14 protein-coding genes and 3 tRNA genes are annotated in these 12,810 nt (G+C 32.9%); 8 read left to right on the plus strand and 9 right to left on the minus strand.

The genetic code is table 11. From position 1 onward, the window contains the following. Positions 1-246: 246 nt before the first annotated feature. Both bamG and ABW637_RS12190 read right to left on the minus strand, forming a co-directional pair. Positions 247-1,488 (minus strand): BamG family beta-barrel-assembly machinery protein, encoded by a 1,242-nt coding sequence (gene bamG / locus ABW637_RS12185; protein ID WP_367584975.1) that lies wholly within the window; start codon positions 1,486-1,488, stop codon positions 247-249. Further along, the gene (locus ABW637_RS12190; RefSeq protein WP_367584976.1) at positions 1,481-2,803 is read right to left on the minus strand and encodes a DUF4270 family protein; all 1,323 of its coding nucleotides are present in this window, start codon (positions 2,801-2,803) and stop codon (positions 1,481-1,483) included. The genes bamG and ABW637_RS12190 overlap by 8 nt, the downstream gene beginning before the upstream one ends. A 221-nt stretch (positions 2,804-3,024) precedes the next feature. On the opposite strand from ABW637_RS12190, the gene ABW637_RS12195 reads away from it, so the two are divergent. The 6 genes from ABW637_RS12195 to ABW637_RS12220 all read left to right on the plus strand — a co-directional run bounded on the left by ABW637_RS12195 (position 3,025) and on the right by ABW637_RS12220 (position 7,744). After that, the gene (locus tag ABW637_RS12195) at positions 3,025-3,912 is read left to right on the plus strand and encodes a DUF6268 family outer membrane beta-barrel protein (RefSeq protein ID WP_367584977.1); all 888 of its coding nucleotides are present in this window, start codon (positions 3,025-3,027) and stop codon (positions 3,910-3,912) included. Positions 3,913-3,915: 3 nt separating this feature from the next. Next, a complete protein-coding gene (locus ABW637_RS12200; RefSeq protein WP_367584978.1) occupies positions 3,916-4,932 on the plus strand; it encodes a Kelch repeat-containing protein in 1,017 nt (338 codons plus the stop codon). Between the two features lie 60 nt (positions 4,933-4,992). Then, positions 4,993-5,343 (plus strand): DUF4907 domain-containing protein, encoded by a 351-nt coding sequence (locus ABW637_RS12205; protein ID WP_367584979.1) that lies wholly within the window; start codon positions 4,993-4,995, stop codon positions 5,341-5,343. Positions 5,344-5,374: 31 nt separating this feature from the next. After that, entirely contained in the window at positions 5,375-6,403 is a 1,029-nt protein-coding gene (locus ABW637_RS12210) for a sensor histidine kinase (RefSeq protein WP_367584980.1), read from the plus strand. A gap of 1 nt (position 6,404) precedes the next feature. Continuing rightward, positions 6,405-7,133, plus strand: coding sequence for a LytR/AlgR family response regulator transcription factor (locus ABW637_RS12215; RefSeq protein WP_367584981.1), 729 nt, complete (start codon positions 6,405-6,407; stop codon positions 7,131-7,133). Between the two features lie 179 nt (positions 7,134-7,312). Beyond that, complete coding sequence (locus tag ABW637_RS12220; RefSeq protein ID WP_367584982.1) at positions 7,313-7,744, plus strand: hypothetical protein; 432 nt, start codon at positions 7,313-7,315, stop codon at positions 7,742-7,744. A gap of 110 nt (positions 7,745-7,854) precedes the next feature. Here the strand turns inward: ABW637_RS12220 and ABW637_RS12225 are convergent. The 3 genes from ABW637_RS12225 to ABW637_RS12235 all read right to left on the minus strand — a co-directional run bounded on the left by ABW637_RS12225 (position 7,855) and on the right by ABW637_RS12235 (position 8,331). Further along, positions 7,855-7,938 (minus strand) — tRNA-Leu (locus ABW637_RS12225). Positions 7,939-8,005: 67 nt separating this feature from the next. Next, a tRNA-Lys gene (locus ABW637_RS12230) sits at positions 8,006-8,078 on the minus strand. Between the two features lie 180 nt (positions 8,079-8,258). Then, positions 8,259-8,331: transfer RNA gene (locus tag ABW637_RS12235), tRNA-Lys, on the minus strand. A 132-nt stretch (positions 8,332-8,463) separates the two neighbouring features. Here ABW637_RS12235 and ABW637_RS12240 point away from each other — a divergent pair. Next, a complete protein-coding gene (locus tag ABW637_RS12240) occupies positions 8,464-8,985 on the plus strand; it encodes a shikimate kinase (RefSeq protein WP_367584983.1) in 522 nt (173 codons plus the stop codon). Here the strand turns inward: ABW637_RS12240 and ABW637_RS12245 are convergent. Then, a complete protein-coding gene (locus ABW637_RS12245; protein ID WP_367584984.1) occupies positions 8,977-9,477 on the minus strand; it encodes a phosphoribosyltransferase family protein in 501 nt (166 codons plus the stop codon). The genes ABW637_RS12240 and ABW637_RS12245 overlap by 9 nt on opposite strands. 103 nt (positions 9,478-9,580) lie before the next feature. After that, entirely contained in the window at positions 9,581-9,979 is a 399-nt protein-coding gene (locus tag ABW637_RS12250) for an RNA-binding S4 domain-containing protein (RefSeq protein WP_367584985.1), read from the minus strand. Positions 9,980-10,070: 91 nt separating this feature from the next. Here ABW637_RS12250 and ABW637_RS12255 point away from each other — a divergent pair, with 91 nt between their 5' ends. Further along, positions 10,071-11,036 carry an FKBP-type peptidyl-prolyl cis-trans isomerase gene (locus tag ABW637_RS12255; RefSeq protein ID WP_367584986.1) on the plus strand — a complete coding sequence of 322 codons (966 nt, stop codon included), beginning with the start codon at positions 10,071-10,073 and terminating at the stop codon, positions 11,034-11,036. A gap of 61 nt (positions 11,037-11,097) precedes the next feature. On the opposite strand, the gene ABW637_RS12260 is transcribed toward ABW637_RS12255, so the two are convergent. Together ABW637_RS12260 and ABW637_RS12265 are read right to left on the minus strand one after the other, a co-directional pair. Beyond that, a complete protein-coding gene (locus ABW637_RS12260) occupies positions 11,098-11,679 on the minus strand; it encodes an outer membrane beta-barrel protein (protein WP_367584987.1) in 582 nt (193 codons plus the stop codon). A 164-nt stretch (positions 11,680-11,843) separates the two neighbouring features. Further along, positions 11,844-12,797 (minus strand): transketolase family protein, encoded by a 954-nt coding sequence (locus tag ABW637_RS12265; protein ID WP_367584988.1) that lies wholly within the window; start codon positions 12,795-12,797, stop codon positions 11,844-11,846. Positions 12,798-12,810: the final 13 nt, after the last annotated feature.

Raw genomic sequence — 12,810 nt, forward strand, 5'->3', positions numbered from 1 at the left:
CTAGGTAAAAGAATTTATTTACTTTTTCATTTTTTGTTAAAATAATAGCACTTTTTGTTAAAATAATAAGATTTATTTAATATAAATGGATGTAAAGTTTGTTTTAAGGTAAAGGATCATGAATAGAATTCGAAAAGTAATAGTATTACAATTTTGTATACTTAATGTGCTAGTCGTTGGTAATTATCTACCGTATGTATTGGTGGAGTTCTAATGAATAAAATTCAGTACTAAGACATAATTATTTTAATTAAACTTTATTTTCTTAAACCAAATATCTTTTAGGCTTAGGTTAATATTTATTAGGTTGAAGTTTTCTTGTATGAGAATACCTTCGACTGCTCCTCTTTGCCCCGTAGTGTACGATATATTAAGCATCGAAGTACCTCTTCGGTTTATTGGGAAGCCAACTCCTGTTGTAATACTATAATTATCAATTACTTCATTGTTCACTTTTAAGTATCCAGAATCATAATTAAACCCAGCTCTAAACTCTATATTTTGCCAATACTTTAATCCTTTCTCTCTTGCGCGATATTGTGCACCAAGACTTATAACAGATTGGTCTACGAATTCTCCTATATCATCTCTTTGGTCTGTTTGTCCCCAGAGACTTCTTCTATAGTCGATATTTAATGTGATGCCATTAAAAGGTTTTAAAGCTAGTCCAAAACCAATGTCTAGCGGTAGTTTAAAATCAGGTATGTTAACTCCCTCTTCATCTTCAGTTTCGGTGGTAATGAAATCCAAGCTTTTGGTTACAAATCGATCTTGAGAACCACGTAAGGATGTAGGTAGATCTGTAGTGAATCCTAAAGAGTATTTAGAGTTGATTTGATATTGAAATCCAATACCAAACCGAAAACCGTTGTAATAATTTTCTTCTTCAATATTTAAAAAAGCATCTCCAATCAGAATATTTTCAGTTTCTTTAATAGACCCAAATAGAAATGAAGTTCTAAGGCCTAAGCTAAAGTTATCATAAAGTTGGTAGCCATAATTTAGTCTTAAGTCACTTAACCCTCCTGATCCAAAAATATTACTAATAAATTCACCTTGCGATCCTTCAACGTTGCTTTCAATACCAATTAAGGCATAACCAACGTCTGTAAAAGGAACTATAGATAACCCTAGACCAGATCTATCATTTAAGCTAAATGCAAAGGCCAAATTTGAAAAATTAGTGGCTAGTCGGAGTTCATCTTTATTGTTATTTGTGATTTTATTTAACTCTCCTAAAAAACCAATATCTAGTAGAAAAGCTTTCTCAGGAATTGCAGAAAAAGAAGCTGGATTGTAGTTATTAATTTGGTTTTTGCTTTCGAGGGCAATTCCGCCGTTACCCAATGCACTGTTTTTTCCAATATTAGAGTTTGATTGAACTCCAAGTCCGAATAAAGAATAAGGAGATCCAGTGAGGTTATTGGTTTGAGAATATAAAGTAGTTGTACATACAAAGACTAATAACGTTTTTAGGTATCTATTCATTTTCATCATATATCGCATAAGTAATAATTAACTGTGCTTCAAAATCCTTACTGTTTTCTCCTTCTAATATGATTCGATCTACGGTGTTGTTGTAGTTTTTTGGAAAAATTACAATGGCATCATCAATTTCGGGGGCTTCAGATAGTTCTTCTTCTAGATACACGCCTATAGGGATTTCATATACAATTTCATTGAATTCTTTATCACTTTGGTTAATAATTGCAAATACATCGCCAAGACCATTAAACAATTGATTTCCGAGGATGTTATTTTGATCGATCTTATTTACAAGAAGAGAGTCTCTTATAGGAAGAAGATCATTAAACTCTTGTGGAGGAGGTTTGATTCTTAGTGTGGCATCCAAAATAGTCCCGGTACCAGGAATTTCAAAGATATTTTTAATTGTTGGAAATTGAATCCTTGTTATTAAACCAGACCCTGCCTGTATATAACTTCTGTTATTGGCTTCTTGATCTTGAGAAGACAAGTTGATTTCTTGATCGGTAAGACTTTCAAATAGAGTCCCTTTAGTATTGCTTTGAATATTATTGAAGTATGTAGGAAATGATTCTAAAGAGCTTATGACCAAGTCAAATGTTTGCTCGTCGTCTTCAAATTCTCCTGGTGTTCTATAAAAAAACCTGAAATATGTTTTAGCGTTATCAACCGTAAACCCAATAATTGAAGAGTCATCTGTTTTACCAGGAAGTAATGCCAGACCTTTAAATTCATTTCGCAATTCATCGGTGTCATTTATTTCTCCCGACTGCATTTTTTCGAATAGGGGTAACCCTATAGAGTTGGGTATAGTAATGTGTATAGAGTCTTCTTTTTTAGGTTTAGGGGAGAAGTTTTTGGTTGCAATAAAGTTTTCTTCATAGGGTATCGTACTGGTATTATAAAATACATCATCATCGGGTCGTACTTCATCTTTTAATAGATGAACATTTATAGAAGATACTTTAAGTGTGTCGCTGTAAAAATAACCATCGTAGTTAAGAATCAATGCAATGCTGTCTAATTCGGCCTCGTCTGAAATGGAATAATCTAATGCTGTAAGTTCCATAAAACTACTCGCCTTGATAGTATCAAATATTTCATCTTTATATTGACCTATCAAAATTCGATTTGTTGAAGAAGTAACAATACTATCAAATTTGTAGGTGGATAATTCTACAGCAAAAGTGTCTATAGATAATATTCTAACATTCGAGTTAGTGAAATCTTGTCCTACTTCGAGAGTAGGTATGTCTTCCTGTTCAGAACAAGAAATGAACATTGTTGAAACACAGAGTATAAATAATAAAAATCTCATATTGACTAATTTCTAAAACAAAAGAAATAGACATGTCATCCTTCTGAAACTATATTATACTTACGAACAAAATGTATAGACTAACCCTTGTTTTTCTTCGACTAAGGGTGCTTTTTTTGGTTGGTAGATAAAAAAAAAGGATTTGTCCATATAGTTTTGATCTCTGTATATTTTTTTTTCTTCGGTTATACTCCTACAATACTTTTGGTGAAAAATTTTACATGCAGTATCACTTTAGACATATTGTTCTGGTAATAGGAGCAGCCAACGTATTATGGAGCCAAAACCCGAGTAAGGAAATTGTAGGGTTTGAATATGGCTTAATGCCTAACGTTGGAGAAACCAGTGTCGAAAAATATACTGTGAATTTTAATTTTGATAAGCGGTTAAACGAAAGCCAAACAATAGGTTTTGGTGTATCATACAATGCATACGATTTTATGTTTAATACTGCCTCTATTGGATTGGATGCTTCGGCCTATGAAAATATACATGATATAAGATTAAGGATACACTATAAGTATGCTATAACTGCATCCTGGTCTGCAAATTTGATGTTTTCTCCTACCATATCATCTAGTTTGAGTGAAAGTCTAAGCGAAGAAGATCTTATTCTAAGTTCCATGGCAACCTTGTCAAAAAGTTGGGGGGATAAAAACAAACAAGCTTCACTAGCTTTTGGTGTTGGGTATGGCCCTTACTTTGGTAAACCTCAGGTTATACCAGTAATTCTATTCAGAAAAAAAATAAATGCACGATGGAGTTACATTTTAGGGGTTCCGAGGGCTATGATAAGTTACCATCGTGATGATAGGCATAAAGTATCTGCCGAGGCTAATATTAATGGTTTTTTTGGCAATGTTTCTTCTGGAGTAGATTTTCCTGAGCTAGGTTCTTTGCAAAATACCAAACTACAATACAATTCTTTAGATATGGCTCTAAAATACAAGTACAGGATTCAGCCCAATTGGACAACTGTTATTAAAATGGGGTATTCCCTCTGGAATCAACTAAAAATATTAGACAATGGAAATAATGAAATATATGATTTTGGAGCCAGTAGTTCGCCATTCATATCCATGGGATTAAAGTATAATTTAAACAAATAAATAATGAAAATAAGAAATAAATTAAAACAGTCTTTAACAATAGAATATAAGCTCATTTTATCAACCCTGGTTATTCTTTTAATCGTTGGGTGTTCTGGAGATGATGACGATGATGACAAATTGGGTAATTGGGTAGAGAGTTCAGTTTTCGATGGAACCCCAAGAAGCAGCGCAATATCTTTTACCATCGGCAATAAAGGGTATATGGGCACCGGTTTTGATGGGGATGATTACCTGGCCGATTTTTGGGCATATGATTTAGAAGGTAACTTTTGGAGTCAATTAGCAAATTTTTCGGGAAATGCCAGAAGTGCTGCTGTTGCTTTTGCAGCCGATAGCAATGGTTATGTGGGCTTAGGTTTTGATGGTGATAATGAATTGGGAGATTTTTATAAATATAATATATCTACTAATAGTTGGGATTCAATTGCTCGTTTTGCTGGAACCCCAAGACGTGGCGCTGTGGCTTTTAATTCTGAGACTGATGGATATGTAGGTACTGGTTTTGATGGCGATAATGATAGGAAGGATTTCTGGAAGTATTCACCGCCAACCGATACTTGGGTAGAATTAATAGGATTTGGAGGAAATAAAAGAAGAGAAGCTACTGTATTTGCAATTGGTGATAATGTGTATATGGGGACTGGTAGTTCGAATGGTTTAAACCAAGACGATTTTTGGGTTTTTAACACCACTACAGAAGTTTGGAGTCCTCTTACAGATTTGGATACCGATGATTATGATCTAACAAGAAGTAATGCCATTGGATTTAGTATTGGTAATAAGGGGTATCTGGTCTCTGGTGAAACAGGTAATGGAATCACCGCAACGGTTTGGGAATATGATCCAACGAATGATAACTGGGATGAAAAAACTTCTTTTGAGGGTGTTACAAGACAAGACGCTATTACTTTCTATAACGGAACAAGAGCATTCGTTGCCCTTGGAAGAAGTGGAAACTTGTATTTAGATGATAACTGGGAATTCTTTCCTTTCGAAGAAGAAAACGATGATGATTGATTGTTTTTTGTTCATATCAGTGAGCTCTTAAACCTAAATCAATAAAATAAAATGAAGAATATGAAAATAACGTTAGGCTATATGTTGGTTTTTGGAACTATAGCATTTGGTTCTATAATCGGAAGCTATTTCTTAAAAAGAGAAAAGAAATCTAATTATTATTCTAAGTATTATTGGGTAAAGGTAAAAGAGCTTTCTGATCATCAAGGGTGGTATTATGAAATTTATAAAGGCAATAGTATATTGATTAAACAAGAAAATATACCCGGTACATCAGGAAAACAGTTTTTTGTATCAAATACAGATGCAAAAAAAATAGCCCTGTTAGTAGTGAATAAATTAGAGCGTAAAATCTTACCGTACATATCTCTGGCAGACCTGGATAGTTGTAACATTGATTTTAAAAAATAGTTATATTGTATATCCATAAAAGAAGAAGGATTTGAAAAGAACATTTCGTATTAAAGAAATATGGATTCATATTATCTCTTGGGTTTGTTTGATGTCTTTTCCGATAGGAGTCACACTTGTTCAAATTGGTAGTATTCATCCGGTTTTTCTGTTACAAATTCTGTTTAACCCATTAATGTTTTATGCCAACTATTCTTTTTTAGCCCCACAATTATTGCTAAAAAAGAGAATCATAACATATGTTGTTACATCCATTGCGGTTTTATTGTTGTTTAATTTTATCGCTAATAATTTTCCGATAATATACCTTTCGGATAAAATGAATTATATAGCTGAGTTGGAAGAGGGGTTTCCGCCGGTTAAAAACCTTAGAAATCTGATAAGAGGGATTTTTTCGTTAGCATTTTTTCTTTTAGGGGGATTCTTTCGTCTAATGGTAGATTTTTATAAAAGAGAGAAGTTATCAAAGGCTACCGATGCGCAACGCACAAAGACTGAACTTCAGTTCTTAAAAGCACAATTGAATCCTCATTTCCTTTTCAATTCGTTAAATAGTGTGTATTCTTTGGTTCGAACTAAGTCAAATGATGCATCTGAAGCAGTGTTAACGCTATCAGAATTGATGCGTTATATGTTGTATGAGGCAAATCAGGAAATCGTACCTTTAATCAAAGAAACAGAATATATTAAAAACTATGTTTCACTGCAGAGGCTTAGGTTATCTAATAGTGAAGATGTTAAATTGTCGATAAAAGGTGACTACGAAAAGAAAAAAATATACCCACTACTACTTATTTCTTTTATAGAGAATGCATTTAAATATGGAACAGATTTTAAAGGAGTAACCGATATTGATATAAAGATTCAAGTAGTCAAAGACACTCTTGTTTTTTGTGTTAGTAATGTTATCGGAGTATATAGAAAGAATATAGACAATTCTGGTGTAGGTTTGACCAACATCAAAAATCGATTAAAGCTCTTGTATCCCGATTTACATACACTAGAGATACAAGAAGAAAATAATCGATATGTGGTAAACTTAACCTTAACGCTTACGTAATATGAGGTGTATAATTATTGATGATGAACCATTGGCACTTGGCATAATAAAGTCATATTGCGAGGATATAGGTACTTTAGAAATTGTAGGAACCTTTATTAATCCCTTAGAAGCAATACCATTTTTAAGTGATGCTAATGTCGATTTAGTGTTTTCTGATATAGAAATGCCACAGATCAATGGTATTGATTTTATTAAAACATTAGATCATAAACCCCTTTTTATCTTTACTACCGCTTATTCTCAATATGCCTTAGAAGGATTTGAAATTAATGCAGTAGATTATTTAGTAAAACCGATTCCTTTTCCAAGGTTCGTAAAAGCTGTAAATCGCGCTAAAGAGATTTATGAACTTAAAAAAGTAAACAAACCTTCTTCACAAGAGTCTCTTCCTGATCTTACAATTGTTTCTGGGGCCGATGAATTTGTTTTTATTAAATCTGATTATGATACCATAAAGATTAAATTAGAAGATATTAAATACGTACAAGGTCTAAAGGATTATCTTAAAATCTATATAGCAGAAGAGAAACCCATTCTCACCTTAATGACTTTTAAAGATATTCAGTCTAAATTACCTGAAGATCAATTTTTAAGAGTTCATAGGTCGTATATTGTAAATATCCGTAGTATTAATTCTATTCAGCGTAGCAAGATTATTATTGATGGTGTTAGAATCCCAATAGGGGATAGTTATAAAAATGATTTCATGAAGAGGATAGGGATGTAGTATTAAAAATCTTTTTTTTGAAATAAAACTTCTTTCGTTTCGGCTTTGTCATTAAAAGGAAAGCTTCTTTTTAATGAAAAGTTGTATTTTTTGTATATTTAACAATGAACTCTATATGTTAAAAAGTTATTGGAATACTTTGATAGCTATAAATTATTTGTAATTGTTAAAAGAAGGAAATGAAAAAAGTAATTATTTTTTGTATAACTCTGGTAGTGTTAGTTTCCTGTAAGTTTGGAGAAAACACTAAAAATGGAAACGAGGCAGAAGAGAATTTTACAGTGTCGCATGAGTTAAGAACTATCCAAGGTACTATAGTTGGGGAGAAAAAGAAAAAAATCGCATATGCAGCGATAAAGTTATATCTGGATGAAGGAGATTGTATGAGTGCATATACAGATACCGAAGGTACTTTTCAATTTAAGGTCGATGAGCTAAGAATTAAAGATCAAAGTCATTTCGAAATTGTTTATAAAGGATATGCCGAGAACTTGTTGTCTATAAGAAATTATGATGATAGTAAGCCAATCGTGCTTAGCAAAAAAGGTAAAGTTATTCCGGCAGCAGAATATCATGTTTTTTATGAGTCTATAAAAAGTTGTGCACAATAATCATTAAATAATTCATAGTAGTTTTATTCTAAAACTAACTACGCTATTATGATGTTGGTATAGATCTCGCTACGCATAATATAAGTACAATGTAACCCGAAGAAAAGAAGTGCCCAGAGCGGGAGTCGAACCCGCACGCCCTAATGGACACATGGCCCTCAACCATGCCTGTCTACCAGTTCCAGCACCTGGGCAGTATAAACAATACTACAATATAGTATAAAACTAAAAAAGTACCGTAGAGATTACGATACTTTTTAGTGACCGGGCTGGGGCTCGAACCCAGGACCCTCTCCTTAAAAGGGAGATGCTCTACCAACTGAGCTACCAGGTCATTGATAATTGTATTATCAAAATATATTTTAAAAGAACCTACAAATAACTTTATATTATTTGCTTTAGTGACCGGGCTGGGGCTTCCTTCGACTGGGCTCAGGACAAACTTCTCGCCATAATCACTTCACAACTTCTAATAGAATATTAATCATTTATTAAATCATTATTCCATTAATTGTGACCGGGCTGGGGCTCGAACCCAGGACCCTCTCCTTAAAAGGGAGATGCTCTACCAACTGAGCTACCAGGTCATGCATTTTTTTCCTTCAATGCGGGTGCAAATATACTATCATTAATTTATTTTTCAAGAAGAAATTGATATAAATTTGCGTTTTATTTAAAATGGTATTTCTTTTGAGTAATATCTACTTAATTTTAGCAGCATGAATATAGTTTTAATGGGGTATATGGGGAGCGGAAAATCCTTGATAGGCAGAGACTTGGCAAAAAAAATAAAATTAGACTACCTTGATTTAGATGATTATATAGAAAACCAAGAAAAAAAATCAATCGAAAATATTTTTAAAGATAAAGGAGAAATATATTTTAGAAAAAAAGAATCTAAGTATTTAAACGAGGTATTGAACACTTATAATGATGCTGTAATTTCATTAGGAGGAGGTACCCCATGTTTTGCTGGTAACCTAGAAATTATACAAGAGAAAGAAAATACCAAAAGTATTTATTTACGTACATCACTAGATGAGTTGACAAAAAGATTGTTTAAAGAACGAGCTAAGCGACCATTAATAACACATCTTAGTACTGAAGATGAACTTAAAGATTTTATTCGAAAACATGTATTTGAGAGGTCATTTTATTATAATCAAGCAGATTATAAAATAGCCACAGATCTAAAGAATGCAGATCAAATAACTAAAGAAGTTATTTCTTTACTATTTTAAAATTGCGAGATCTTCATCTCCGAATTTTACTTCAACGTGCTCGTGCAAAGAGGTAGATAATGAAATCCCCTTAAAATCAGCTTTAATAGGATACTTTTTATGATTTCTGTTTACTAAGACAACGGTTTTAAATCTAGTCAAGGGGACATTTAAAAAATGGTTTACCCCATAAATTAGTGCTGTTCCAGAATTTAGTACATCATCAGTAAGGACTAAGGATTTGTTTTTGTATTCTGATGCATCTATTGAGGTTTTAACGGTATCCTGAGGTGATTTTTTGTTCATGGTAACCTTACATAATGTAACCTCAATACCAGAAATTTTTTCTAGAATATTTTTTAAACGTTGAGCAAGAATATATCCATTTTCTGCTATTCCCGCTATTACAATTTCTTTTTCATCAACATTGGTTTCGTATATCTGGTAGGCTATACGCTTTATTTTATGTTGTATTTGTTCGTGTGTGAGGATAATATTGATATCGGTTTGCATATTGTAATTGCTTTTTAAGCGATTTTAGGATATTTCAAATATATAAAAGAGTTTGTTACTTATAATTAGGTTTGTTTAATTATAAGGGATAACTCGAGTAATTTCATTCTTCGCTATCGTCATGTTCTTCTTTTGGCTTTTCGTCATACCAATTATCAATATCTCTACGATCTTTTTTGGTGGGTCTTCCTGTACCCTTTTTGCGATAATAATCCTTTGAATATTTTAAAAGACCCAATTTTTGCAACGATTCTTTTGGAGTAGTGTCTTTACGATATATATCAACAAGTTTTGCTCCAATTCTATTATCAGGTGTATCTAGTACAACAAGTTCATAGTTAATTTGATTTTTACGTACTGTAATTTTATCCATTGGATAAATTTCTCGAGAAGGTTTTATGAGGTCGCCATTTACACGAACTTTACCTTCTTTACATGATTTTGTTGCTATACTTCGTGTTTTGAAGTAACGTATACACCATAAATATTTATCAACTCGCATAGAAAATGGTTAAAATGCGTTTTTATATTAAAAAATTGTTCAACAAAAGTACAAGAAAATTGTATCTTGCGCCTTCAAAAAAGTAATCATAATGAATGTGAAAAAATATATTTTTACAGCTATACTCTTAACTGTAGCTTTATATGCTTGTAATAATGATGATGATGGTAATCCTTTAGTAGGTGATCCTATACGTGATAGAGCAGAGCAACAAGTAACAGATGATGCTCAGTTAGTAGATTATCTTAATACACATTTCTTTACTCCTGTAGATGTAGATTTAAATAATGATACCGTTATCGATTATCAAACTGCAAGTCTGGATACTATAGCTGGAGATAATAGTGGAGAACAGTCTATAATGGAGTCTGGGAAATTGATAACAAAAGAAGTTACCTTAGAGGATGTAAAGTATAAATTATATATTTTAAATATCAATGAGGGAAGAATAGATAAACGAACACCTACTTTTGCTGATTCTACATTAGTAACGTATAGAGGAGAGTTGCTTTATGAGGATTTTAATGTATTTGATAGTGCCGTTACTCCTGTTTGGTTTGATTTAACGAATGTGGTGCCTGGATTTAGAGAGGCTATGCCTGGTTTTGGCGAGGCTTCTAGTATTGATTTTGATATGGTGGATGGTACTTTTACGGCTAGCGGTTTTGGGCATCTTATTGTATTTATGCCTTCAGGTCTTGGTTATTTTGCTACTCCTCCTTCGGGAAGTTCAATTCCTACGTATGCGCCTTTGATTTTTAATATACAGTTGTATAAAGTAAATCAATCTGATCATGACAGAGATGGATTACCTACTTATTTAGAAGACTTAGATGGAGATGGTGTAGTGCAAGATGATAATACAGATGGTGATGCGGCAGCTAATTATTTGGATGTTGATGATGATAATGATGGTATATTAACAAGAGATGAGATAACTATAACTATTATCAAAAATGATAGTATTACAACACCCGACGAAATTACTTTTTATGATGATGATGGAGACGGTATACAAAACCATTTAGACCCTGATGATAGAGAGGTGAAAAATTAAAAAATTAATTAATGAAAAACTCCGGTACACGTACCGGAGTTTTTTTGTTTAGAATACTATATTATAAGTCTACAGCTAAGCCCAAAATAAGCTGGTTTGGTCTTGAGTCTACTCTGATTCCTGTATTCGATTCGGCACGATTTTTACTGATACCACGTTCATAGCGAATATCCAAATTAATACGCTCTAATTGTATTCCTGCTCCAAATTGTAATCCAACCGTAAATTCGTTTTTAACATCTCCTAGTCTTACATTTTCAAGGTCATTTTCTACTATGTACTGTAAAGCAGGTCCACCAAATACATGTATTGGACCTAAAACAGATATTCCTACTAAAATGGGTAGGTCTAATTTTTTTATATTATAATCTAGATCTACACCAGCAAGTTTATATGTACTATTATTTACGGTGTATTGTAGTTCTGGTTTTAGATATATGTTATCGGTAAGTTTTCCTCTTAAGAAAACTCCTAAATGATATCCTACCCGATCATCTGCGCTTAACTCTATAATATCAGTTCCTTCAATTCGACCATTATCCCCGTAGTTTAAACCGGCTTTTACTCCAAAAGTAATTTTGTTCTCTTGCGAAAATGCAGTAAATGAACCAAAAAGAACTAGAAATATGAATACGTTTTTCATTGTAAAAAAAATTAAAGATTAATAAAAAAATAGTTGATTTTGGTATATAGGCTAGTCTTGTAAAAACGTTTGCGGTCATTTTTTATTCTTTTCAAAATCTTAAAAAAAATAAAAAGCCTACTGAATTCTATTCAGTAGGCTTTGAAATATTAAAATAAAGTATACTATTTTCTTTTCATTACATTTTGTACTGCATTGATAATAGCTTCAGCATTAAGGCCATATTTCTCCATAAGCTGATCTGGCGTTCCGCTTTCTCCAAAAGTATCTTTAGTTGCAATAAATTCTTGTGGAGTTGGGTGATTGGTAGCTAAAACTCTAGCAACACTTTCTCCTAAACCTCCTAAGAAGTTATGTTCTTCGGCAGTTACGATACAACCTGTTTTCTTTACAGAGTTTAGGATTGCTTCATCATCAAGAGGTTTTATAGTATGTATGTTGATTACTTCGGCGCTAATCCCATTTTCAAATAAGGCTTCAGCAGCGCGTAGTGCTTCCCATACTAAATGACCGGTGGCCACAATAGTTACATCGGTACCTTCTTGTAATAATACTGCTTTTCCAATTTCAAATTTTTGATCTTCAGCAGTGAAATTAGCTACTTTTGGTCTTCCAAATCTTAAATAAACAGGTCCATGATGTTCTGCGATTGCAATTGTAGCTGCTTTAGTTTGATTGTAATCACAAGTATTGATTACAGTCATTCCAGGTAGCATTTTCATCAAACCTATATCCTCCAGGATTTGGTGTGTAGCTCCATCTTCACCTAGGGTTAAGCCGGCATGTGATGCACAGATTTTTACATTTTTATCGCTATATGCAATAGACTGACGAATCTGATCATACACACGTCCCGTTGAAAAGTTGGCAAACGTTCCGGTAAACGGAATTTTACCGCCTATGGTTAATCCTGCGGCAATACCCATCATGTTTGCTTCAGCAATACCTATCTGGAAAAATCGCTCCGGATGATTGGCTATAAAGGCATCCATTTTTAATGAACCAATTAAATCGGCACATAAGGCTACTACATTTTCATTGGTTTTACCTAATTCTTCCAAACCAGCTCCAAAACCAGAACGAGTATCCTTTTTTCCTGTATCTATATATTTTTTCATTTTCTTTTTTAAT

The sequence above is a fragment of the Aquimarina penaris genome, assembly GCF_040786285.1.
Taxonomy (GTDB): Bacteria; Bacteroidota; Bacteroidia; order Flavobacteriales; family Flavobacteriaceae; genus Aquimarina.